Genomic DNA, 23,240 nt, shown 5'->3' on the forward strand with positions numbered 1-23,240 from the left:
CGGGCAAACCGGCGTTCCCTTGCGTTTTTCCCGCCCGAGGTCTTCATGTCAGCCACGATTTCGCCGCTCGCGCCGAAGAAATATCCCAAAATGCCTGATATCGAGGGCGCCCGCATCGCCACAGCCGAGGCCGGGATAAAGTACAAGAACCGTACCGACCTGCTGACCATGGTCTTCGATGCCGGCACCACGGTCGCCGGCGTGTTCACCACGTCGAAATGCCCGTCGGCGCCGGTCGATTTCTGCCGGCAGAACCTTGGGCAGGGCAAGGCGCGCGTCCTGGTCGTCAACTCCGGCAACGCCAATGCCTTCACCGGCAAGAAGGGCCGAGCCTCCACGGCAATGACCGGCGAGGCTGCAGCCAAGGCTGCGGGCTGCGCGCCGGAGGAGGTGTTTCTGGCCTCGACCGGCGTCATCGGCGAGCCGCTGGATGCCGGCAAGTTCAGCCATTTGCTCGCCGGACTGGTCAAGGACGGCAGACCGGATCTGTGGACCGAAGCCGCCAAGGCGATCATGACCACCGACACCTATCCGAAACTGGCGACCGCGACGGTGAAGCTCGGCGACGCCGACGTCATCATCAACGGGATTGCCAAAGGCGCCGGCATGATCGCGCCCGACATGGCGACGATGCTCTCCTTCATCGCCACCGACGCGCCGATCGCGGCGCCTGTGCTGCAGGATCTTTTGTCGCGCGGCACCGCCAAGACCTTCAATGCGGTCACCGTCGACAGCGATACCTCGACCAGCGACACGCTGCTGATGTTCGCCACCGGCACGGCCGCCAGGCGCGGCGCGCCCGATATCACGGATGCCGGGGATGCGCGCCTCGGCGCCTTCCGCCGCGCGCTCGGCAAGGTGCTGAAATCGCTGGCCCTGCAAGTGGTGCGCGACGGCGAGGGCGCCCGCAAGCAGGTCGAGGTCACCGTCACCGGCGCAAAATCGGCCCGCTCGGCCAAGCGCATCGCGCTGTCGATCGCCAATTCGCCGCTGGTCAAGACGGCAGTCGCCGGCGAGGACGCCAATTGGGGCCGCGTCGTCATGGCCATTGGCAAGGCCGGCGAACCGGCCGACCGCGACCTTCTGTCGATCTGGTTCGGCGACAACAGGCTGGCGCATGAGGGTGAGCGCGATGCCGCCTACTCCGAAGAGGCGACATCGGCCTACATGAAGCGCGACGAGATCCGCATCCGTGCCGATATCGGCATCGGCCGCGGCAAGGCGACGGTGTGGACTTGCGACCTCACCAAGGAATATGTCGCCATCAACGGCGATTATCGGAGCTGATGGCGTTGGTTTCCAGACATCCGGCAAGCGTGCTTGCCATCGTGCGGCGCTACGAGGCGGCCGGCTTTCGCGCCTGGCCGGCGGCGGCCGTCCATTATGACGGCACCTGGGTGGTGCGGCTGACGGCGGGCCACCCGGCCAAGCGGCTGAATTCGGTCAACCCGCTCGATCCGGGCGACATCCAGCACATTGCTGAGCGCATCGGCCGCGCCAGCCGCCGTTTCGACGCCTATGGCCGGCCGCTGACCTTTCGCATATCGCCGCTGTCGGGGCCGGTTCTTTCCAAACATCTCGACAGCGAAGGCTGGAGCACATTCGACGAATCGCTGGTCATGCGGCTGCCGCTCGCGGACGCCCAGCTCGACGCCGCCATGGACCAGATCCCGCTGAAGGACATCAGCCGCTTCATCGGGGCGTCGCTCAAGGTGAGCGGCTCGGATGTGTCGTTGCGGCCGGGCCTGTCGGAGATCATCGGCGCCATCCAGCCGGAAGCCGGGCTGTTCGCGCTCGAAGAGGGCACCGAGCCGCTGGCGACGCTGATCTGCGTCCATGATGGCGATCTTGCCGGACTGTTCGAGATCGCCACCGACAAATCGGTGCGCAACAAGGGCCATGGCCGCCATCTCGTCCTGTCGGCGCTGAAATGGGCACGGCTGCGCGGCGCCCGGGAAGCCTGGCTGCAGGTCGAGGCCGACAATGCGCCGGCGCTGGCGCTCTATCGTTCGCTCGGGTTCGATGAAGTCTATCGTTACCACTATCGCCGGCCGCCCGGCGCATGACCGACGCGAACCCTGCCGGCAAGCGCCTGCTCCTGGTCGCAGCCTGCGCGCTGGTCGATGCCGACGGCCGCGTGCTTCTGGCGCAGCGGCCCGAAGGCAAGCAGCTCGCCGGCCTGTGGGAGTTTCCGGGCGGCAAGGTCGAGCCCGGCGAGACGCCGGAAGAATGCCTCATCCGGGAGTTGTACGAGGAAATCGGCATCGAGACCGATATTCCCTGCCTGGCGCCATTCACCTTCGCCAGCCACTCCTACGATGATTTTCACCTGCTGATGCCGCTGTTCGTCTGCCGCCGCTTCCGCGGCATCGCGCAGCCGAAGGAGGGGCAGGTGCTGAAATGGGTGCGGCCGCGCCAGATGCGCGATTTTCCGATGCCGCCGGCCGACGCGCCGCTGATCCAGTTCCTCATCGATCTTCTGTGATTTGCGCCGTCACTGCCTGATTTTAGACAGCGTTAATGCAAGATTTATCTTGCCGTGAAAAATTGACGGCATGGAAATCGAGGGAAGGCCATGTCCAGGCCTTCGCCGGAGAGCGACTGCATGAGCCTCGACAAGGACTGGGATTCGATCCGGCCCGACCGCCGTGATAGCGCTGTTCATGCTGGCATGGGCATATTGCGGATCACGCTGCTGTTCGGCTCGGCTGCGGTGGCGCTGGCCTTGATCGCGACGCCATTCCTTGACAGCCGGACGCGATTGCAGTCCGCCCGCGATGGGTTTGCCGGCGGCCTCGACAGGATGAGCACGGGGTCGATTGGAAGCACGGGCTCGATCGCCCATACCTACACACTGCGCAGGAGCGTGCTGCAGCCGTTGCCCAGTTCGGTCTGCGTGATACGCGACAATGGCAAGCGCAGCGGCGACTGCTGACATCCCTTAAAGCGTCGTTTCATCGCCTGTTAAGCCTGTGCCATTAACCTTTCTTAACAGGTCGGCACTAGGGTTCCGGCAGGCGGGATCGACGGCCATGAAAACATTGTTGCAACGGTTTTTGGAAGACGAGACCGGCGCGACGGTCATAGAATACGGCGTCATCGTGACCGTGCTGTCGCTCGCCATCGTTGCCGGGGCCGGTCAGGTGTTCGATGCCCTCAAATGGCTGTTCAGCGACAACAACAGCAGGCTTGTGAACGCTTTCGCGCAGTGATCACGACCGGGCACCCGCATCCGAAGATCCGGTCAGTGCCCTTCGGGATTTTCCAGTATGGTCTTCAGCGAGATTTTCGCCGAGCCGGGCTTCAGCGGCTTTTGCTGCGAGGCGTCGGGCGCCCAGCCTGACATCCAGACGATCGGGAAACTCGCCCTGACGCGGCCATCGGCATCCGAAAATCGCTCGGCATAGATTTCGGCGGCGCGGGCAAACAGCCTTCGCGTCCCAGGTCGCCTGCTACGGTCGATGAGCGCGCTGGTCTCGCCCATCGCCCGCAGGTCCGCCATCACGCCGAACAGGGAATCGTAGCGCACCGTCACCGTCTCGACGTCGGCGACCGGCAAAGCCAGGCCAGCGCGTTGCAGAAGCGCCCCGGCGTCACGCACGTCGGTGAACGGGATGACGCGCGGGCTGGCGCCGCCATAAAGCTCGGTCTCGGCGGCGAGCAGGCTTTCGCGCAGCTCGGAAAGCGTACCGGCGCCGGCAAAAGCGCCGAGGAAAAGACCGTCCGGCTTCAGCGCGCGGCGGATCTGCACCAGCATGCCGGGAATGTCGTTCATTGCCTGAAGGGACAAAAGAGACACGGCGAGGTCGAGGCTTTCCGGCTCGAACGGCACGGTCTCCAGCGGCGCCACCAATCCCGCGGCATTGTCCAGGAACGCCGCATCCGCCTCCACGCGCGCGATGTCCGTCACTTTGCCGCTTGTCGCGAGCACGTCGACGGCCGCCGGCGTCTGGCAAAACAGCACGGCCGCTCTGTCAAATTTACGCTCCACGGCGCCCAGCCGGTCGGCAAGCTCTTCGGCTGCCCGCCACATCAGGAAATCCGCACCCGCAGCCGGACGGGCAAGGGCCCGGCGCTTGTGCGTCAGCCAGAGAGAGGTGTCGACTATGGGCTGCAACGGCTGGTTCCTGGTTTCCGCTCTCTGATATAGGGTGGCGGAGAACCAATCACGTGGCCGATCCAATGCCAGATATCAAGAGTATCGCCCGAAAGGCATTGGACTGGCCGGCGCGCATCCTGTTTCCGCCGGTTTGCGCCGGCTGCCGCCGGCATGTCTCGCAGCCCGGCGTGCTGTGCGGCGCCTGCTGGCCGAAGCTCAGGCTCCTGGAACGGCCTTGGTGCCCGGTAATGGGCACACCGTTCATCCATCACATGGGCGAGGGGTTCCTGTCGGCCGAGGCGATCGCCGACCCGCCGCCCTTCGAGCGCGCGCGGGCCGCGGTCGCTTACTCCGGTGTCGCCCGCCAGATGGTGCAAGGGTTGAAATACCAGGATCGCACCGATCTGGCGCCGTGGATGGCGCGCTGGATGCTGCGCGCCGGCGCCGAACTGATCGCGGAAGCCGATGTGGTTGTGCCGGTGCCGCTGCACTGGCGGCGCTTTTTCAGGCGTCAGTTCAACCAGTCGGCGGAGCTGGCAAGGGCGGTATCGCAGCTTGGCAGCCTGCCTTTCGCGCCCTCAGCGGTCAGGCGCGTCAAGCTCACCCGTCAGCAGGTCGGGCTGGAGCGGCGGGAACGCGAGGAGAATGTGCGTGCCGCATTCAGAGTGCCCGAGGAGGCGGAGATCGAGATCGCCGGCCGCCGGGTGCTCTTGATCGACGATGTCTATACCACCGGCGCCACTGTCCGCGCGGTCGCCAAGGCGCTGAAGAAGGGCGGTGCCGGGACCGTCGACGTGCTGACCTTTGCGCGCGTGCTGCCGGGGGACTTTCGGGCCGACGAGTCCGCGACTATATAAGATTTTGAGACAAGGCAGGATTGCTGACCGATGGTCGACGTGACGATCTATACACGGGTGATGTGCGGCTATTGCGCGGCGGCCAAGCGGCTGCTCGAGCGCAAGGGCGTCGCCTACACCGAGCACGACGCCTCCTTCTCCCCAGAACTGCGCCAGGAAATGATCTCCCGCGCGAACGGCCGCTCGACCTTTCCGCAGATATTCATCGGCGACACACATGTCGGCGGCTCCGACGATCTCCACGAACTGGAGGCGGAGGGTCGGCTGGACCGTCTGCTCGCCAATGGCTCGACGATTTAAGGATATGACGATGGGTGCTTTCAAGGCGGCGGCGATCCAGATGCGTTCGGGCACCAGCCCCGAGCACAACGCGGTCGATCTCGAGCGGCTGGTGCGCGAGGCGGCAAGCCAGGGCGCGACCTATATCCAGTCACCGGAAATGACCGGTGCCCTGGTCCGCGACAAACAGGCGCGGGCCGCCTCTTTCACGTCCGAGGACAAGGACATTATCGTCTCGACGTCGCGCAAGCTGGCGAAAGAGCTTGGCGTCTACTTGCATATAGGCTCGACCGCCATCCTGCGCGCCGACGGCAAGCTCGCCAATCGCGCGCTTCTGTTCGGGCCGGATGGCGCGACATTAGCCACCTACGACAAGATCCACATGTTCGACGTCGATCTCGACAATGGCGAGAGCTGGCGCGAATCCGCCGCCTACGAGCCGGGCACCGAGGCCATCGTTACCGAGGTCGATGGCGCGAGGCTGGGTTTCGCCGTCTGCTACGATCTGCGCTTTCCGCAGCTCTTCCGCGCCGAGGCACTGGCCGGCGCCGACCTGCTTTCGGTGCCCGCCGCCTTCACCCGCCAGACCGGCGAGGCGCACTGGCATGTGCTGCTCAGGGCACGCGCCATCGAGAACGGCGCCTATGTCGTCGCCGCGGCGCAAGGCGGACTGCACGAGGACGGCCGCGAGACCTATGGCCATTCGCTGATCGTCGATCCCTGGGGCCGTATCGTCGCCGAGGCGGCGCATGACGAGCCCGCCGTGATCGTCGCCGAGATCGACCCAGCGCAGTCGGTCGCCGCGCGCAAGAAGATCCCGAACCTGAAAAATGCGCGGGATTTTGCCGTCAACGGCGGATCGGCCGAGGCGCTGCCGCTTAGGGGTGCAGCATCTTGATCCGCTTTTCCCTGATCTGCGAACACGAGCACGAATTCGAGGGTTGGTTTCGCAGTAATGACGATTTCGACACCCAGAAGAAACGTGGCTTCGTCGATTGTCCGACTTGCGGCTCGCACAAGGTCGAGAAGGCGTTGATGGCGCCGGCCGTCTCGACCGGGCGCAAACAGGAAAAAATCGCGCTCGCCATGGGCGAGGCCCAGAAGCAGGCGCTGGCGCAACTGAAAGCCATGGCCGAGAAGGTGCGCGAGAACGCCGATTATGTCGGCGACAAGTTTGCCGAGGAAGCGCGCAAGATCCATTTCGGCGAGAGCGATCCGCGCGGCATCTATGGCGAGGCGACGCTGGAGGAGGCGAAGAGCCTGATAGAGGACGGCGTCGAATTCATGCCGATTCCAAGCTTTCCCGACGAGCGGAACTGACAGGTTATCTCACGCTGCCGATCAATTTCTCAAGCAGGCGAGCAAGCGTATCTTGCTCCTGGCGCGTCAGGCCAGAGAGTATCTCGTGCTCGTTGGCGACATGGGCGGCGACCGCCTCATCGATCAATGTCAGGCCCTTGTCGGTCAGTTGCACGACAATTCCGCGCCGATCGTTGGGATGCGGCCCGCGCATGATCAATCCTAACTTTTCGAGCCGATCGAGCCGGTTGGTCATTGCGCCCGACGTCACCATCGTCGCTTCATAGAGAGCAGTTGGCGTCAGCGCGTAAGGTGATCCGGAACGGCGCAGCGTCGCCAGCACATCGAATTCCCCGGTCTGCAAACCGAAACGAGCAAACAGCGGAGCGAGGCGTTCTCGTGCTATCAGCGAAGAGGCCTCGTTCAATCGTCCAAGCACGGCCATCGGCGAAACATCCAAATCCGGCCGTTCCCTTTTCCACTGCTCGATGGCGTTCGCTGCGCGATCCATCTATCTCACCATTAAATATCTTGACGTTAAGAATCTTTGTATTATCTTATCTGAAGATGCAATGCCGGCCAAGAGCCGCAAATAGGCGAAAGGGCTACGAAATGAAATTTCTCTGGGATTCGGCGCTCGGCCTATTGATCGTCACCGGCGGGCTGCTCGGCCTGACGCTGCCGTTCGGCAAGATCGCGACGGCAGCCGGCGTTTCCGCCATGGTCTGGGCCCTCGTCATATCGCTCGGCGCCGGCGGCGTGCTTCTGTGCGCCTTGCTGCTGCGCGGGCAGCGCATCCGGCTTACCCCGCACAGACTGCGCTACTTCTTCGTCACCGCGGCAGTGTCCTACGCCTTCCCCAATCTCTTGATGTTCTCGGCCATTCCGCATCTCGGTGCCGGCTATACCGGCATCATGTTCACGCTGTCGCCGGTGATCACGCTGGTGTTTTCGATCCTGCTCGGCGTTCGCCGTCCCAACCTGCTCGGTGTTGTCGGCATTGCCGTCGGCTTCGTCGGTGCTGTCATGGTGGCGATGACGCGCGGCGAGGCCGGACAGCCGGCCGAATTTTTCTGGGTAGCGATAGGGCTGCTCATCCCGGTCAGCCTTGCCGCCGGCAACATCTACCGCACCGTCGACTGGCCCGAAGGGACCGGGCCGATCGAGCTTGCCGTCGGCAGCCATCTGGCAGCGGCTGCGCTGCTTTTGGGCGGTATCCTCATGCAGCAAGGCGGGGGGTCGCTCGCCCTGCTCGGCGGCGTGCCGCTGGTGGTCGTCGGGCAGATCGCGTCGGCCGCGGCGATGTTCGCCTTCTTCTTCCGCCTGCAGGCGGTCGGCGGCCCGGTCTATCTTAGCCAGATCGGCTATGTCGCGGCTGCGGTCGGGTTGTTTGCCGGGACGATCGTTTTGGGCGAGCACTATCAATTGCTGACCTGGGCGGGTGCTATCATCATCACCGCCGGCGTCTTCATCACCACCAAAGCGCAAAGCCAGATCACCACAAAGGCGCAGAACCAGACGGGTGAAAAGGTGGCGGCGTGAGAAGGTTCAGGCATTTCGTGACAAAGTTCAGGCGGGTGCCTTCTCCGCCAGCACCATGTAGTTGACGTCCATGTCTTTCGACCGCTGCCAGCGGTCGGCGAGCGGATTGTAGGCGACGCCGGTGCGGTCGATGATGCTCAGACCAGCGCCGGCAAGCGCCTTTTCCAGCTCGTCTGGCCGCACCAGCTTACCGAACTGGTGGGTGCCGCGCGGTAACCAGCGCAGCACATATTCGGCGCCGATGATGGCCAGGCCCAGCGCCTTCAGCGTGCGGTTGATGGTAGCGACGAACATGATACCGCCGGGCTTGACCATCTCGCCGCATTTGGCGACGAACAGGTCGATGTCGGCGACGTGCTCGACCACTTCCATATTGAGGATGACGTCGAATTTCTCGCCGGCGTCGGCCAGATCCTCCGCCGTCGTGGCACGGTAATCCACCGTCACCCCGACCTCCGCCGCATGCAGCTTGGCCACTTCGATGTTGGTGGCGGATGCATCGGCGCCGACCACCTCGGCGCCAAGCCGCGCCATCGGCTCGCACAACAGCCCGCCGCCGCAGCCGATGTCGAGGAAGCGCAGGCCCTCGAACGGCCGCGCCGCACGCGGGTCGCGGCCGAAGCGCGTCGCCACCTGGTCGCGTATATAGGCAAGCCGGATCGGATTGAACTTGTGCAGCGGACGGAACTTGCCGTTCGGATTCCACCATTCGGCGGCAAGGGCGGAAAAGCGCTCCACTTCTCCGGCATCGATCGTCGACCGTCGGGGTTCTGGCATGGCGTGTCTCCCGCAGACTCAAAAGTTCAGAGCGCGATCGGGTGCAAAACCGGATACGACTTTTGCTGATCGCGCTCTGGTGCGCTAGGAAGTCGGTCGCGAGGCAGCGAATGTCAAGGCAGCAATTTCGCCTGTCGACAGGCCAGTGCTCATGATGCCAGGCGGCACTGACTGCGATCTGCGCCTCGTCACCCAACCGGCAACTGGCGGCATGCCTTGCGAAACCCTAAGCATTTGGCTAAGGAGGCCGCGAATTCAGCGACCGGCCCGGCCGGACGCTCCCTTTCCGCTTTTCGGCCGTCGGCCCGGCATCCAGTCAAAGGCATTTCGCTTCCATGGCGCGCATCGTGATGAAATTCGGCGGAACCTCCGTCGCCGACATCGCCCGCATCCGCAATGTGGCGCGCCACGTCAAACGCGAGGTCGATGCCGGCCATGAGGTCGCGGTGGTCGTCTCGGCGATGGCCGGCAAGACCAACGAGCTCGTGCAATGGACGCGCGAAGCCTCGCCCATGCACGATGCACGCGAATATGACGCTGTCGTTGCCTCCGGCGAGCAGGTGACTGCCGGCCTGTTGGCGATCGCGCTGCAGAACATGGGCGTCCATGCCCGTTCCTGGCAAGGCTGGCAGATCCCGATCAAGACCGACAATGCGCATGGCGCGGCGCGCATTCTCGATATCGACGGCGCGTTCCTGATCAAGCGCTTCGGCGAGGGCCAGGTGGCGGTGGTCGCGGGTTTCCAGGGCATCGGGCCGGACAACCGCATCGCGACGCTCGGCCGTGGCGGCTCCGACACCAGTGCCGTCGCCATCGCGGCGGCGGTCAAGGCTGACCGCTGCGACATCTATACCGATGTCGACGGGGTCTACACCACCGATCCGCGCATCGAGCCGAAGGCGCGGCGGCTGGCCAAGATTTCCTTCGAGGAAATGCTTGAAATGGCCTCGCTCGGCGCCAAGGTCCTGCAGGTGCGCTCGGTCGAGCTTGCCATGGTGCACAGGGTGCGTACTTTCGTGCGGTCGTCCTTCGACGATCCCGACGCGCCCGGAATGGGGGATTTGCTCAATCCGCCCGGAACGCTTATTTGCGACGAGGAAGAGATCGTGGAACAGCAGGTCGTCACCGGAATTGCCTACGCGAAGGACGAAGCGCAGATTTCGCTGCGCCGTGTCGGCGACCGGCCGGGCGTCGCCGCCGGCATTTTCGGGCCGCTGGCCGAAGCCAACATCAATGTCGACATGATCGTCCAGAACATTTCCGAGGACGGCAAGTTCACCGACATGACCTTCACCGTGCCGTCCGGCGATGTCGACAAGGCGCTTGCCGTGCTCGAGCGGCTGAAGGCCACGATCGGCTACGACGTCGTGCAGTCGGAAGCCGGCATGTCGAAGGTCTCGGTCATCGGCATCGGCATGCGTAGCCATGCGGGCGTTGCGGCCACCGCCTTCAAGGCGCTGGCCGACAAGGCGATCAACATCCGCGCGATCACGACCTCCGAGATCAAGATTTCGATCCTGATCGACGGTCCCTACACCGAACTTGCGGTTCGTACTTTGCATTCCGTCTACGGTCTGGATAAGCAGTAGCAGACTGCATCGGCCCGAAAATCGGAGTCGATTCTCGGAAAGCACGATGCAGCAGATCGAAAGTCTTAGAGCGTCCTTTGTGCGTCCAATTGGATGCATGGCGCTCTAATTGAGTTGTTGCGTGAGCGCCGGCCGCGGGAGAAACTGCGGCGGGCAGAATGTCCATTGGAGAACAAGCCGCGATGCGTGATACGGCCAGCGGCCCGCGCGTTTTGCTGAAACGGCTCCGCGAGCTCATGCAGGAGCCGCTGGAGCCGCAGGAGCGGCTCGACCGTATCGTGCGCGACATCGCCTCCAACATGGTCGCCGAAGTGTGCTCGCTTTATGTGCTACGCGCCGATTCGGTGCTCGAACTCTATGCCACCGAGGGCTTGAACCCGAAAGCCGTCCATTTGGCGCAGCTCAGGCTGGGGGAAGGCCTCGTCGGCACGATCGCGGCCTCAGCACGGCCGCTCAATCTCTCCAACGCGCAGGAACATCCCGCCTTCGCCTATCTGCCGGAGACAGGGGAAGAGATCTATAATTCCTTCCTTGGTGTGCCGGTGCTCAGGGCAGGGCGCACGCTCGGTGTGCTGGTCGTCCAGAACAAGACCATGCGCCACTATCGCGACGACGAGGTCGAGGCGCTGGAAACGACGGCGATGGTGATCGCCGAGATGATTGCCACCGGCGACCTTGCCCGGCTGACCCGGCCCGGGCTCGAACTCGACCTGCGCCGCCCGGTGAGCTTTACCGGCCTGTCCTTCAACGAGGGCGTCGGGCTTGGTCATGTCGTGCTGCACGAGCCGCGCATCGTCGTCACCAATCTGTTCAACGAGGACAGCGAAGAGGAGATCAAGCGGCTCGATGCTTCCCTCGGTTCGCTCAGGCTCTCCATCGACGACATGCTGGAACGCCGCGAAGTCGCCTTCGAGGGCGAGCATCGCCAGGTGCTCGAAGCTTATCGCATGTTCGCCAACGACAGCGGCTGGGTGCGCCGGCTGGAAGAGGCGATCCGCAACGGCCTGACGGCAGAAGCGGCGGTGGAAAAAGTGCAGAGCGACATGCGTGCCCGCATGCTGCACATGACCGATCCGTATCTGCGCGAGCGGATGAGCGATTTCGACGATCTGGCCAACCGGTTGCTGCGCCAGTTGATGGGGCGCGGGCCGGACGATGTCGCGGCCTCGCTGCCGAAGGACGCTATCATCGTAGCCCGCTCGATGGGCGCCGCCGAACTGCTCGATTATCCCAGAGACAAGCTGCGCGGCGTGGTGCTGGAGGACGGCGCGGCGACCAGCCATGTCGTCATCGTGGCGCGGGCTATGGGCATACCGGTCGCCGGCCAGATGAAGGGCGCCGTTTCCATGGCGGAAAACGGCGACGCTATCATTGTCGACGGCGAAGAAGGCGCGATCCATCTGCGCCCTCAGCCCGACCTCGAAGCCGCCTATGCCGAAAAGGTCCGCTTCCGGGCGCGGCGGCAGGAGGTCTACCGCGAACTGCGCAAGAAGCCGTCGGTGACCAAGGATGGCGTCCAGGTCGACCTTTTGATGAATGCGGGCCTGGCCGTCGATCTGCCGCAGCTTGCCGAGGCGGGCGCCGCCGGCATCGGCCTGTTCCGCACCGAGCTGCAATTCATGGTCGCTTCGACCTTTCCGCGTGCGGAAGCCCAGGAACGGCTCTACCGTGACGTGCTCGACGCGGCGCGCGGCAAGCCGGTGACCTTCCGCACCATCGATATCGGCGGCGACAAGGTGCTGCCCTACTTCAAGGACACGATCCAGGAAGAGAATCCGGCGCTCGGCTGGCGCGCCATCCGCTTGACGCTCGACCGGCCGGGCCTGTTGCGCACCCAGATCCGCGCGCTTCTAAAGGCCTGCGGCGGGCGTGAACTGAAGCTGATGCTGCCAATGGTGACGGAACTCGGCGAGATCGCGCAGGCGCGCGAAATCGTCGACCGCGAGGTGCGGCATCTGTCGCGTTTTGCCCATCATTTGCCGACCAGCCTGAAGCTCGGAGCCATGCTGGAAGTGCCTTCGCTGCTGTTCCAGCTCGACGAGCTGATGAAGGCCGTCGATTTCGTCTCGGTCGGCTCGAACGATTTGTTCCAGTTCGTCATGGCGGTCGATCGCGGCAACACGCAGCTCTCCGACCGTTTCGACACGCTGTCGACGCCATTCCTGCGCGTTCTGAAACAGGTCGCCGACGCCGGGGTGCGCAATAATACCCCGGTGACCTTGTGCGGCGAACTGGCCGGCAAGCCGATCTCGGCGATGGCGCTGATCGGCCTTGGCTACCGATCGATCTCGATGTCGCCGGCCTCGATCGGTCCGGTCAAGGCGATGCTGACGGAACTGCCGCTAGCCGAGCTGCAAGCGTTTTTCGACGACAATCTCATGGCGCCGTCCCAGAAAGTGCCGATGCGGGCGCTGCTGCAGGCCTTTGCCGACGACCGCTCAATTCCGCTATAGACTTTCACATGATCAACCTGCCCCGCGACCGTATGGATCAAGTCGTCAAGCGTTTCGACATGCTCGAAGCGCAGATGTCGGCCGGGCCTGCGGCGGACGCCTATGTCAAGATGGCGTCGGAATATGCCGACATCCAGGAGATGGTGGCAAAGATCAGGGCGCTGCGCACCGCCGAGCACGAACAGGCCGATCTGGAGGCGATGCTCGCCGACAAAAGCACAGATGCCGAAATGCGCGCATTGGCCGAGGCCGATCTGCCCGAGGTCAGGGAACGCATCGAAGCGCTGCAGAAGGACATCCAGATCCTGCTTCTGCCCAAGGATGCCGCCGACGACAAGAACGCCATCCTCGAAATCCGCGCCGGCACCGGCGGCGATGAGGCGGCTCTCTTTGCCGGCGACCTGTTTCGCATGTACGAACGCTACGCTGCGGCACGCGGCTGGCGTTTCGAGACGGCATCGGCAAGCGAGGGCGAGGTCGGCGGCTACAAGGAAATCATCGCCACCATTTCGGGCAAGGGGGTCTTTGCCCATCTGAAATTCGAGTCCGGTGTGCATCGCGTGCAGCGCGTGCCGGCGACCGAGGCCGGCGGGCGCATCCACACCTCGGCGGCGACGGTTGCAGTGCTGCCCGAAGCGGAAGAGGTCGACATCGACATCAGGGCCGAAGACATCCGCATCGACACGATGCGCGCCTCGGGTTCGGGCGGCCAGCACGTCAATACCACCGATTCGGCGGTGCGCATCACCCATCTGCCAACCGGCATCATGGTGGTGCAGGCGGAGAAGTCGCAGCACCAGAACCGGGCGAAAGCCATGCAGATCCTGCGCGCCAGGCTTTACGACCTCGAGCGCGGCAAGGCTGACGAGGAGCGCTCCGAATCGCGCAAATCGCAGGTCGGCTCGGGCGATCGCTCGGAGCGCATTCGCACCTATAATTTCCCGCAGGGCCGCGTCACCGACCATCGCATCAATTTGACGCTCTACAAGCTCGACCGGGTAATGATGGGCGAACTCGACGAGATCATCGACGCGCTGATGGCCGATCACCAGTCGAAGCTGCTCGCCGATATCGGCCTCGATGGCTGACAATCTGCCCGGTACGCTCGGGTTGCTGCTGAAAGCGGCGCGGGCACGCCTTGCCGCGGCCGCAGTCGCCGATCCGGCGCTGGATGCCAGGCTGATCGTCGAACATCTGTCCGGTACCACCCGCACACAAGCCATCGCCGATCCCGAATGCAGGGTCGATGCCGGCGCGATTGCCGCGATCGATGCAGCCTTGAGACGGCGCATCGGCGGGGAACCGGTGCATCGCATCCTCGGCCATCGCGAATTCTACGGCTTGCGCCTGTCGCTTTCACCGGAAACGCTGGAGCCGCGACCAGATACCGAAACGCTGGTCGAAGCGGTGCTGCCCTTTGTGAAGACGACAGCAGAACGGCAAGGCGAATGCCGCATCCTCGATCTCGGCACCGGCACCGGCGCTATCGCACTGGCGCTGCTCAGCGCCGTTCAGGCGGCGGTCGCCACTGGGGCCGACATTTCGCAAGACGCGCTGGTCACTGCCATGCGCAATGCCAGGGAATTGGGGTTGGCCACCCGGTTCCAGGTGCTCAAATCCGACTGGTTCGAAAAAGTTTTTGGCCGATACCATGTAATTGCCGCCAACCCTCCCTATATAGCGTCCATAGACATCGAAAATCTGCAGGACGAAGTCCGCGATTTTGATCCACGCCAAGCCCTCGATGGCGGCGTGGACGGTCTTAGTCCCTACAGGATCATCGCCGCCGAGGCGGCAGGTTTTTTGGAAGCCGAGGGCAGGATTGTGGTCGAGATCGGCCACACGCAACGCCAAGAGGTCATCGACATATTCTCCGCAGCCGGCTACGGTTCGGCCGGGGTTTTTCGCGATCTTGGCGGAAACGACAGGGTTCTGATCTTTGAACTGACAAAGCCGTGATGCAGTGCGAAAAAACGCTTGGCAATGCCGGGGAATGCGGCTAGGGTCGCCTTAACCGGATGAGACGAAGCAGGCAGTGCTCTTAGCGATTCGGTTTCCTTGGAAATAGCTGCCTTCTTGCGCAAACGACGCCCAAGCTTCGTGCGGGAATCGTCCGATAAGTGATGTAACCGGAACAGGATGACACGTGGCGCCAACGCAATCGATGCGGGCGAACGCCGGTGAAGAGACGAAACGGCTGGCTGCATGAGCGCCTCCGTTCGTGAAGAGTTTTCGAAAATTTCAAAATGAAGAGAGTCGAATGAGGCCACAACAGCAGAACAGGCGCATGCGCGGTCGCAACAACAGCGGCGGCGGCGGTAACAACAATAATAACAACAACCGCAAGGGCCCAAATCCCCTGACGCGCAACTACGAGAGCAACGGTCCGGACGTGAAGATCCGCGGATCGGCTCAGCAAATCGCCGAAAAATACGCAACCCTTGCCCGTGACGCGCAAAGCTCCGGCGACCGGGTGATGGCGGAAAACTATCTCCAGCACGCCGAGCACTACAATCGCATCATCGCTGCCGCACAGGCGCAGATACCAATCCAGAGCGCTCAGCAGAATCGCGACGATTTTGACGATGACGGCGACGAAGATCGCGACGAGTTCGACAATGCCGGCAACAGCAACGTCGGTGAGACGGCGGCTCCGGTGGTCAACCACGGTGCCGGCCCGCAGCCGGTCATCGACGGCACGCCAGCCGAGTTGGCGTTCAACCAGGAAAACGGCCGTGACAATCGCGACAACGGTGGGCGCGACAACGGTGGACGCGACAACAGTGGGCGCGACAACAGTGGCGGCCGCCATCGTGACCGCCGCCCCAATGGCGGCTACGGCCAGAACGGCCAGCGCGGCGAATATGGTGCGCGCGGCGAGCAGGGCGGACAGCGCAGCGACCAGAACCGGCGCAACGAGACGCCGGTACAGAATGAAACGCCCGTGCAGGCGCAAGCTGTGTCTCCGGTTGAGCCTGCTTCTGTGGCCGAACCCGCGCCGCAGTTCGAAAACTTTTCGCCGGCGGCTCTCGCTGCCCAGGCCGAGATGAACGAAGCAGCCACTGAAAGCGGCGCTGCCCGCCGCCCCAGGCGTCCGCGCCGTCCGCGCGTCAATGCTAACCAGGTGGATGGCGGCAACGACAATGCTGGCGCCGATAATGGGAATGCAGCGCCGGCGGAAGACGCCGGTGGCGAGCCCGCCATCGTCGACGTCAACAACTGATCGAGCAAGGCTTTCAGACATTCTTGGGCGGCGGAGAGAAATCTCCGCCGTTTTTGTTTGTGCGCCCGTGGAATATTATGCGTTCGCCATTACCGGACGTCTTGAGGGGCCGTGGCTTGCGCACCATATCTCGCGTGAACAGGACCCGGCTCGAACGGGCGGGTCCGTCACCGCAATCTGATCCGGTGCCGCAAAGCGGGCCGGTGACGGAAGGAGACAGATATGAATCTTGAAAAATACTCCGAGCGCGTACGCGGCTTCATCCAGTCTGCGCAAACAATGGCGCTCTCGCGCAACCACCAGCAGTTCACCCCCGAACATATATTGAAAGTGCTCGTCGACGACGACGAGGGCTTGGCCGCGTCGTTGATCGAGCGCGCCGGCGGCAGCGTTCGCGACGCCAAGCTTGGCGTCGAGACAGCACTTGAGGCAATGCCCAAGGTGGAAGGCGGCAACGGCCAGCTTTATCTGGCGCAGCCGCTGGCCAAAGTGTTCTCGACCGCCGAGGAACTGGCCAAGAAGGCCGGCGACAGTTTCGTCACGGTTGAGCGGCTGCTGACGGCGCTGGCGGTCGAGAAATCCGCCAAGACCGCCGATATCCTGACCAAAGCCGGCGTGACCCCACAGGCACTGAACCAGGTGATCAACGAGGTCCGCAAGGGCCGCACCGCCGACTCGGCGAGCGCCGAGCAGGGATATGATGCGCTGAAGAAGTACGCGCGCGACCTCACCGCCGACGGCCGCGCCGGCAAGCTTGACCCCGTCATCGGCCGCGACGACGAGATCCGCCGCACCATCCAGGTGCTGTCGCGCCGCACCAAGAACAATCCGGTGCTGATCGGTGAACCCGGCGTCGGCAAGACGGCGATCGCCGAAGGGCTGGCGTTGCGCATCGTCAATGGCGACGTGCCGGAATCGCTCAAGGACAAGCAGTTGATGGCGCTCGACATGGGGTCGTTGATCGCCGGTGCAAAATATCGCGGCGAATTCGAGGAGCGGCTGAAGGCGGTGCTTTCGGAAGTCACCGCTGCCGCTGGCGGCATCATCCTGTTTATCGATGAGATGCACACGCTGGTCGGCGCCGGCAAGGCGGATGGCGCCATGGATGCGTCGAACCTGTTGAAGCCGGCGCTGGCACGCGGCGAACTGCATTGCGTCGGCGCGACGACGCTCGATGAGTACCGCAAGCATGTCGAGAAGGACGCAGCCCTTGCCCGCCGCTTCCAGCCGGTCTTCGTCAATGAGCCGACTGTTGAAGACACCGTCTCCATCCTGCGCGGCCTGAAGGAAAAATACGAGCAGCACCACAAGGTGCGCATCTCGGATTCGGCGCTGGTCGCGGCAGCGTCGCTGTCCAACCGCTATATCGCCGACCGATTTCTGCCGGACAAGGCGATCGACCTTGTCGACGAGGCCGCGTCGCGGCTGCGGATGCAGGTCGATTCGAAGCCCGAAGCGCTGGACGAGATCGACCGCCGTATCATGCAGCTCAAGATCGAGCGTGAGGCGCTGAAAGTCGAGAAGGACGACGCGTCGAAGGACCGGCTCGCCCGCCTCGAAAAGGATCTTTCCGCTCTGGAGGAGGAATCGACCGAACTGACCTCGAAGTGGCAGGCCGAGAAGCAGAAGCTCGGGCTCGCCGCCGACCTGAAGAAACAGCTCGACGAGGCACGCAACGAGCTCGCCATTGCCCAGCGCAAGGGTGAATTCCAGCGCGCCGGCGAGCTGGCCTATGGCAAGATCCCGGAACTCGAGAAGAAGCTGACGCAGGCCGAGGCGCAAGACGGCAAGGTCGGCATGGTCGAGGAAGTGGTCACTCCCGATCATGTCGCCCATATCGTGTCGCGCTGGACCGGCATTCCGGTCGACAAGATGCTGCAGGGCGAGCGCGACAAGCTGTTGCGCATGGAAGATGAGATCGGCAAGCGAGTCGTCGGCCAGGGCGAAGCGGTGCAGGCCGTGTCGAAAGCCGTGCGCCGTGCCCGCGCCGGCCTGCAGGACCCGAACCGGCCGATCGGCTCGTTCATGTTTCTCGGACCGACGGGCGTCGGCAAGACCGAGCTGACCAAGGCGCTCGCCAGCTTCCTGTTCGACGACGAGAGCGCGATGGTGCGTATCGACATGTCGGAATTCATGGAGAAGCACTCGGTCGCCCGGCTGATCGGCGCGCCTCCCGGCTATGTCGGCTACGAGGAAGGCGGCGCGCTGACCGAAGCGGTGCGGCGCCGGCCCTACCAGGTCGTGCTGTTCGACGAGATCGAGAAGGCGCATCCCGACGTGTTCAACGTGCTGCTGCAGGTGCTCGATGACGGCCGGCTGACCGACGGGCAGGGCCGCACGGTCGATTTCCGCAACACGCTGATCATCATGACATCGAACCTCGGCGCCGAATATCTGGTCAATCTCGGCGAGAACCAGGACGTCGATGTCGTGCGCGACGAGGTGATGAGCGTCGTCAGGGCGTCGTTCCGGCCGGAGTTCCTCAACCGCGTCGACGAGGTGATCCTGTTCCACCGGCTGCGCCGGCAGGATATGGGCCGCATCGTCGAGATCCAGCTCAAGCGGCTGGAAAACCTACTCGTCGATCGCAAGATCACGCTTTCGCTGGACCAGGATGCGGTCGATTGGCTGGCGGCCAAGGGCTACGACCCGGCCTATGGCGCGCGGCCGCTGAAGCGGGTGATGCAGAAGGAGTTGCAGGACCCGCTGGCGGAAAAGATCCTGCTCGGCGACATCCTCGACGGCTCGACCGTCAAGGTCACCGCCGGTTCCGACCGGTTGAATTTCCGGTCGAAGCCGACGGTCGTGGCGACCGAGGCGGCGGCCTGACTTCGAGTCTGCTTGCATAAAATGGCGGGGGCGCAGATGACGCTGGATGACTACAACAGCTTCTGCGCCTCGTTGCCTGCAACGAGCCATGTCGTCCAGTGGGGCGGCGCCCATGTCTGGAAGGTCGGAGCCAAGGTCTTTGCGATCGGCGGTTGGAGCGAGGGGAAGGAGCCGTTCGTCACCTTCAAATGCTCCGACATCGCCTATGACATCTTGAAGGAACAGCCGGGCCTTCGGCCCGCGCCCTATCTTGCGTCACGCGGCATGAAATGGATCCAGCGTCAGACAAGCCAAAGCGTGGACGATGACGCGCTGAAGGACTATCTGCGCGAAAGCCATCGCCTTGTCGTGCTGAAGCTGACCAAACAGGCGCGCAAGGAATTGGGGCTCGCCGCCAGCTAGTGTTCTTACTCCAGGCCGCCAGAAATCCGCCATCTTCATGCCCGGTTCATGTTGGAACCTTATGGTCGCCAACTGATTTGCTGGCGAAGGGGTTGATCGATCGCGTCGGCCCGAAAATCCAATTCGATTTTCAAAAAAGCGCGATGCGGAGATTAAAGTGTTAGAGCGTCCTTTGCGCGTCCGGAAGGACGCGCGGCGCTCTAAAGAGACAACGCCGGGCGGCGGCAATTACGGACCGGAGAATTTGGCCAACATGTTCCGCACGATCTTCACCCTTTCGGCGCTCGCCGCCGGGCTGCTCTCTTCGAGCGCAATGGCCGCGCCGACGGAAGACATCGCGCCGCGATCTGCCCGTGCGGCCGATGCCGGTGGTGTGCTGGTCGCCCAGAACGGTGATTTCGACGTCTATTACGACGCCAGGGGAAACCGCGTCATCGTCGATGCGGAAACCGGCAAGGTCCTCGCCATCCAGCCACCGCAGACCAGGTTCGATCGCCGGGCGCTGCGCCAAGAGCGCTTGCGCAATCTCGGACCGGTCGAGGACGACCGCTATTATCTCGACGATCCGGAAGACACGGCGCGCCTGCGCCGCAGGCAATTGGAAGAGGAAGGCCTGATCGTCGTGCCGCCGGTCGATGAATACGACCCCTACAGCGACAATCCGGTGGAAGCTTTTCCCGAAGCCCCGCGGGATGACGGCAGCTATGGCAATAATTATCCGGAAGCGCAGCAGCCGGCAAAGCCGCGCACCGTCAAGCGCCAGCCGCTCAACGAGGCTTCGATCGAGCCAGTCGAGCCGACGGCGCCGGGCGACCAGGCGGCGCTGCCGCCAAAGATCGGCGGCGAAACGGCGGTCGACCCGTCGCTCTCGCTCGGTGCGCGCCAGGATGTTGCTGCGTTGCAAGTGCTGCTCGACCGCGCCGGCGCTTCGCCCGGCGTCGTCGACGGACGCTTCGGCTCCAATGTCGACAAGGCGCTCGCCGCCTATAACGAGATCACCGGCAGCAATCTGAGGTCCACCGATGTGGTCGGCATCCAGGCGGCCCTTGAGCAATCCGGCGGCGATGCCTTCGCCTCCTATAATATCACGCCCGAAGATGCGGCCGGCCCCTATGTCGCCTCGGTGCCGGAAGACTACAGCCAGAAGGCGCAGCTCGACCGGCTGAGCTACACATCCGTCACCGAAGCGCTCGCCGAGCGATTCCACATGGACGAGAACTATCTGAAGGCGCTCAATCCGGAAGCCAATTTCAACCGTCCTGGCACGATCATCAAGGTCGTCAATTTCGGCAGACTGGTGGCGAAGCCGGTGGCAAGCATCATCGCTGACAAGGGCAAGAAGCAGGTCCGCGCCTATGACGCGTCGGGCAAGCTAATCGCGGCCTATCCAGCCACCATCGGCTCGGCGGACACGCCTTCACCCACCGGCACGCATGCGGTGTCGCGGGTCGCTCTCGACCCGAACTACACCTACAACCCGAACATCAATTTCAAGCAGGGCGAAAACAACAAGATACTGACCATCCCGCCGGGCCCGAACGGCCCCGTCGGCTCGGTCTGGATCGCGCTGGACAAGCCGACCTACGGTATTCACGGCACACCCGACCCCTCCAAGATCGGCAAGACCGAAAGCCATGGCTGCGTGCGGCTGACCAATTGGGACGCACGCGAACTGGCAAAAATCGTGTCGCCGGGCGTCACGGTGGAGTTCATCGACTGAGCGCCATATCCCAAATCCTTCGCACGACAAGGAACCGCGGACGGGCGACTTAGAGGTCTCGATCCTGTTCTGGTTTCAACGACAGCAAGCCTCTGGCCGGTTGTTGCGGGCGCGTAGGAGGTCTAAGCAGGCTTCATGCGTTCTCCATGCGAAGTCGGCGCCGACGCCGTCCCCCTGGTCAGGCCGCTCCCGGCCGATACGTTTTGCCCGCAATCGCGGCGCAGGTTCGTGCTGATCGCGGCGATCCTGGCTTCCGCGCTCGGCTTCATCGACGGTTCGATCCTGGCTATCGCCACGCCGGCGATCCGCTTCGACCTCGGCGCCAGTTTCGCCGAGGCGCAGTGGATTTCCAACTCCTATGCGCTGACGCTTTCGGCGCTCATCCTTGTCGGCGGCGCTGCCGGCGACCGTTTTGGCCTGCGGCATGCTTTCGTGGCAGGCATCGCGCTGTTCATTGCCGCCTCGCTTGCCTGCGCGGTGGCGCCGAATCCGCCAGTGCTCATTGCGTTCCGCGCCGTTCAGGGCATCGGTGCTGCCATCATGGTGCCGGGCAGCCTCGCCATTATCGCCAAGGCCTATCCGAAGAAGGAGCGCGGCAGGGCGATCGGCATCTGGGCGGCGGCCTCGGCGCTGACGACGGCGCTTGGCCCGGTGCTGGGCGGCGTTGTCTTGTCGGCCTTCGGCGACGGCATCTGGCGGGTGATCTTCGCGGTCAATCTGCCGCTTGGACTTGTCTCGATCTATCTCCTGCTCGCCAAGGTCCCGGCCGACGCTCCGACGGAAAAGCGCAGCCTCGATCTCGGCGGCGCTGCCCTCGCCACATTGGCGTTCGGGGCGCTTGCCTATGGCTTGACCTCGATGAGCGCAGAGGGCGAGGGGCAAATGTCCGGCCCGAGCATTGCCGCCGGCGCGGTGCTGCTCATAGTGTTCATTGTCTTCGAGCGCCGGCAGAGCGAGCCGATGATCGATCTCTCGCTGTTTCGGGTCGGCGCTTTCGCCGGCGCCAATGTGGCGACCTTCTTCCTCTATTTCGCGCTGTCGGCCAATCTGTTCTACCTGCCGATGCTGCTCATCGCCGGATGGGGGCTGAGCGCGGCCGAGGTCGGCTTCATCTTCCTGCCGTTGTCGGTCTTGATCGCGCTGTTGTCGGGGCCGATCGGCCAGTGGTCCGACCGGATCGGTCCGCGTTTTCCGATCGCCAGCGGCAGTCTTGTCGTCGCTGTCGCCTTTGCCGGGCTTGCCTTGCTGGCCTATGCCGGGATCCACAGTTTCTGGTGGGGAGTGTTTCCGCTGATGGCGCTGATGGGGCTCGGCATGGCGCTGGTCGTGTCGCCGCTGTCGACGGCGATCATGACGGCGGTCGAGGACAAGGATACGGGTGCCGCGTCGGGAATCAACAATGCCGTCTCGCGCATTGGCGGCCTGATCGCGGTGGCGGCGATGGGATCACTGGCGGCCTGGGTCTATGCGGCAGCGCTGAACATCGGTCCCGCATCCGGCGTTCCGGGTTTCGGCGAACCGGCGCCGGCGGGCTTGGCACCGGACCTCGATGCAGCAAGGCTTGCCGCCAGCGACGCAGCGTTCGCGGCCGTCGCCTTGGTGACCGCGCTGCTTTGCCTGCTCTCGGCGATCGTGGCGTGGACGACTGTTTCCGGCGAGCGACTGCCCTGGTCGCGTCGAGCCGAGAATCCGCAGAGCTGAGAAGCCCAGAAAGGCTCAGAGGTCGGCTCAGCCTTCGATTTTAGCGCTCGCGACCTTCAGCGAATCACTGTCTTCCTGCTTGAGCAGGTCATCAATGCGCCCGCGCTCACGCTTGAAGGCGACGAGGTCGTCGCCCTTCAGCACCTTGCCGACCGGCAGGCGAACACGCATCGGGTCGACCTTGGTGCCGTTGACGATCAGCTCGTAGTGGAGATGCGGACCGGTGGCGAGGCCGGTCTGGCCGAGAAAGCCGATGGTCTGGCCTTGGCGGACGCGCACGCCCGGCGCGATGCCTTTGGCAAAAGCGCTCTGGTGATTGTAGGAGGTCTCGTAGCCATTGGCGTGGCGGATGATGATCTGCTTGCCATAGCCGCCGGCCCAGCCGGCCTTCTCGACGACACCGTTGCCGGCGGCAATGATCGGCGTGCCGATGGCGGCTGACCAATCGACGCCGGTATGCATGCGCACAT

23 protein-coding genes (1 of these 23 only partly in view) are annotated in these 23,240 nt (G+C 63.8%); 19 read left to right on the forward strand and 4 right to left on the reverse strand.

Going from position 1 to position 23,240, the window contains the following annotated elements; translation table 11 throughout:
* Positions 1 to 45 precede the first annotated feature (45 nt).
* The 5 genes from argJ to EJ075_RS14310 all read left to right on the forward strand — a co-directional run bounded on the left by argJ (position 46) and on the right by EJ075_RS14310 (position 3,212).
* On the forward strand, positions 46 to 1,287 hold the full coding sequence (gene argJ, locus EJ075_RS14290) for a bifunctional glutamate N-acetyltransferase/amino-acid acetyltransferase ArgJ (RefSeq protein ID WP_126104779.1): 1,242 nt from the start codon (positions 46 to 48) through the stop codon (positions 1,285 to 1,287).
* A complete protein-coding gene (locus tag EJ075_RS14295; RefSeq protein WP_206437549.1) occupies positions 1,287 to 2,066 on the forward strand; it encodes a GNAT family N-acetyltransferase in 780 nt (259 codons plus the stop codon). Before argJ ends, EJ075_RS14295 begins: the two co-directional genes overlap by 1 nt.
* Positions 2,063 to 2,485 carry a (deoxy)nucleoside triphosphate pyrophosphohydrolase gene (locus EJ075_RS14300; protein ID WP_126104780.1) on the forward strand — a complete coding sequence of 141 codons (423 nt, stop codon included), beginning with the start codon at positions 2,063 to 2,065 and terminating at the stop codon, positions 2,483 to 2,485. Before EJ075_RS14295 ends, EJ075_RS14300 begins: the two co-directional genes overlap by 4 nt.
* A gap of 120 nt (positions 2,486 to 2,605) precedes the next feature.
* Complete coding sequence (locus tag EJ075_RS14305; RefSeq protein ID WP_126104781.1) at positions 2,606 to 2,935, forward strand: hypothetical protein; 330 nt, start codon at positions 2,606 to 2,608, stop codon at positions 2,933 to 2,935.
* Positions 2,936 to 3,032: 97 nt separating this feature from the next.
* Positions 3,033 to 3,212, forward strand: coding sequence for a Flp family type IVb pilin (locus EJ075_RS14310; RefSeq protein WP_095486014.1), 180 nt, complete (start codon positions 3,033 to 3,035; stop codon positions 3,210 to 3,212).
* Between the two features lie 32 nt (positions 3,213 to 3,244).
* On the opposite strand, the gene EJ075_RS14315 is transcribed toward EJ075_RS14310, so the two are convergent.
* Positions 3,245 to 4,117: a methyltransferase domain-containing protein gene (locus tag EJ075_RS14315; RefSeq protein ID WP_095486015.1), complete on the reverse strand. Its 873-nt coding sequence runs from the start codon at positions 4,115 to 4,117 to the stop codon at positions 3,245 to 3,247.
* Between the two features lie 53 nt (positions 4,118 to 4,170).
* On the opposite strand from EJ075_RS14315, the gene EJ075_RS14320 reads away from it, so the two are divergent.
* The 4 genes from EJ075_RS14320 to EJ075_RS14335 are packed head-to-tail and all read left to right on the forward strand — an operon-like array spanning position 4,171 to position 6,555.
* Positions 4,171 to 4,956 (forward strand): ComF family protein, encoded by a 786-nt coding sequence (locus EJ075_RS14320; RefSeq protein WP_095486016.1) that lies wholly within the window; start codon positions 4,171 to 4,173, stop codon positions 4,954 to 4,956.
* 30 nt (positions 4,957 to 4,986) lie between these two features.
* Entirely contained in the window at positions 4,987 to 5,256 is a 270-nt protein-coding gene (gene grxC / locus EJ075_RS14325) for a glutaredoxin 3 (protein WP_095486017.1), read from the forward strand.
* Between the two features lie 10 nt (positions 5,257 to 5,266).
* The gene (locus EJ075_RS14330; RefSeq protein ID WP_095486036.1) at positions 5,267 to 6,133 is read left to right on the forward strand and encodes a carbon-nitrogen hydrolase family protein; all 867 of its coding nucleotides are present in this window, start codon (positions 5,267 to 5,269) and stop codon (positions 6,131 to 6,133) included.
* A complete protein-coding gene (locus EJ075_RS14335; RefSeq protein WP_126104782.1) occupies positions 6,130 to 6,555 on the forward strand; it encodes a DUF1178 family protein in 426 nt (141 codons plus the stop codon). The genes EJ075_RS14330 and EJ075_RS14335 overlap by 4 nt, the downstream gene beginning before the upstream one ends.
* A 4-nt stretch (positions 6,556 to 6,559) precedes the next feature.
* Here the strand turns inward: EJ075_RS14335 and EJ075_RS14340 are convergent, their stop codons facing one another.
* Positions 6,560 to 7,045, reverse strand: a complete 486-nt coding sequence (locus tag EJ075_RS14340; protein WP_126104783.1) for a MarR family transcriptional regulator — start codon at positions 7,043 to 7,045, stop codon at positions 6,560 to 6,562.
* Between the two features lie 101 nt (positions 7,046 to 7,146).
* Between EJ075_RS14340 and EJ075_RS14345 the strand changes: the two genes are divergently transcribed.
* The gene (locus tag EJ075_RS14345; RefSeq protein WP_126104784.1) at positions 7,147 to 8,076 is read left to right on the forward strand and encodes a DMT family transporter; all 930 of its coding nucleotides are present in this window, start codon (positions 7,147 to 7,149) and stop codon (positions 8,074 to 8,076) included.
* Between the two features lie 27 nt (positions 8,077 to 8,103).
* On the opposite strand, the gene ubiG is transcribed toward EJ075_RS14345, so the two are convergent.
* Complete coding sequence (gene ubiG, locus EJ075_RS14350; protein ID WP_095486021.1) at positions 8,104 to 8,853, reverse strand: bifunctional 2-polyprenyl-6-hydroxyphenol methylase/3-demethylubiquinol 3-O-methyltransferase UbiG; 750 nt, start codon at positions 8,851 to 8,853, stop codon at positions 8,104 to 8,106.
* A 335-nt stretch (positions 8,854 to 9,188) separates the two neighbouring features.
* On the opposite strand from ubiG, the gene EJ075_RS14355 reads away from it, so the two are divergent.
* From EJ075_RS14355 to EJ075_RS14395, 9 genes are all read left to right on the forward strand, one after another.
* Positions 9,189 to 10,442: an aspartate kinase gene (locus EJ075_RS14355; protein ID WP_095486022.1), complete on the forward strand. Its 1,254-nt coding sequence runs from the start codon at positions 9,189 to 9,191 to the stop codon at positions 10,440 to 10,442.
* Between the two features lie 182 nt (positions 10,443 to 10,624).
* The gene (gene ptsP, locus EJ075_RS14360; RefSeq protein ID WP_126104785.1) at positions 10,625 to 12,895 is read left to right on the forward strand and encodes a phosphoenolpyruvate--protein phosphotransferase; all 2,271 of its coding nucleotides are present in this window, start codon (positions 10,625 to 10,627) and stop codon (positions 12,893 to 12,895) included.
* A gap of 8 nt (positions 12,896 to 12,903) precedes the next feature.
* Positions 12,904 to 13,983 (forward strand): peptide chain release factor 1, encoded by a 1,080-nt coding sequence (gene prfA / locus EJ075_RS14365; protein WP_126104786.1) that lies wholly within the window; start codon positions 12,904 to 12,906, stop codon positions 13,981 to 13,983.
* Positions 13,976 to 14,854, forward strand: coding sequence for a peptide chain release factor N(5)-glutamine methyltransferase (prmC, locus tag EJ075_RS14370; RefSeq protein ID WP_126104787.1), 879 nt, complete (start codon positions 13,976 to 13,978; stop codon positions 14,852 to 14,854). The genes prfA and prmC overlap by 8 nt, the downstream gene beginning before the upstream one ends.
* A gap of 301 nt (positions 14,855 to 15,155) precedes the next feature.
* Positions 15,156 to 16,118, forward strand: a complete 963-nt coding sequence (locus EJ075_RS14375) for a DUF4167 domain-containing protein (RefSeq protein WP_126104788.1) — start codon at positions 15,156 to 15,158, stop codon at positions 16,116 to 16,118.
* Positions 16,119 to 16,340: 222 nt separating this feature from the next.
* Positions 16,341 to 18,947 (forward strand): ATP-dependent chaperone ClpB, encoded by a 2,607-nt coding sequence (gene clpB, locus EJ075_RS14380; protein ID WP_095486027.1) that lies wholly within the window; start codon positions 16,341 to 16,343, stop codon positions 18,945 to 18,947.
* A gap of 36 nt (positions 18,948 to 18,983) precedes the next feature.
* Positions 18,984 to 19,349, forward strand: a complete 366-nt coding sequence (locus tag EJ075_RS14385) for an MmcQ/YjbR family DNA-binding protein (protein ID WP_126104789.1) — start codon at positions 18,984 to 18,986, stop codon at positions 19,347 to 19,349.
* Between the two features lie 253 nt (positions 19,350 to 19,602).
* Entirely contained in the window at positions 19,603 to 21,069 is a 1,467-nt protein-coding gene (locus EJ075_RS14390) for a L,D-transpeptidase family protein (RefSeq protein ID WP_126107336.1), read from the forward strand.
* A 135-nt stretch (positions 21,070 to 21,204) separates the two neighbouring features.
* The gene (locus EJ075_RS14395; protein WP_126104790.1) at positions 21,205 to 22,770 is read left to right on the forward strand and encodes an MFS transporter; all 1,566 of its coding nucleotides are present in this window, start codon (positions 21,205 to 21,207) and stop codon (positions 22,768 to 22,770) included.
* A gap of 27 nt (positions 22,771 to 22,797) precedes the next feature.
* Here the strand turns inward: EJ075_RS14395 and EJ075_RS14400 are convergent, their stop codons facing one another.
* A protein-coding gene (locus EJ075_RS14400; protein ID WP_164547105.1) for a M23 family metallopeptidase crosses the window boundary here: on the reverse strand, positions 22,798 to 23,240 show its final stretch. Its footprint extends 1,522 nt past the window's final position; 443 of the gene's 1,965 nt are visible here — the last part of the coding sequence; its start codon lies off the right edge, out of view; it ends in the stop codon at positions 22,798 to 22,800.

It is taken from the genome of Mesorhizobium sp. M6A.T.Cr.TU.016.01.1.1 (assembly GCF_003952585.1).
Lineage (GTDB): Bacteria > Pseudomonadota > Alphaproteobacteria > Rhizobiales > Rhizobiaceae > Mesorhizobium > Mesorhizobium mediterraneum.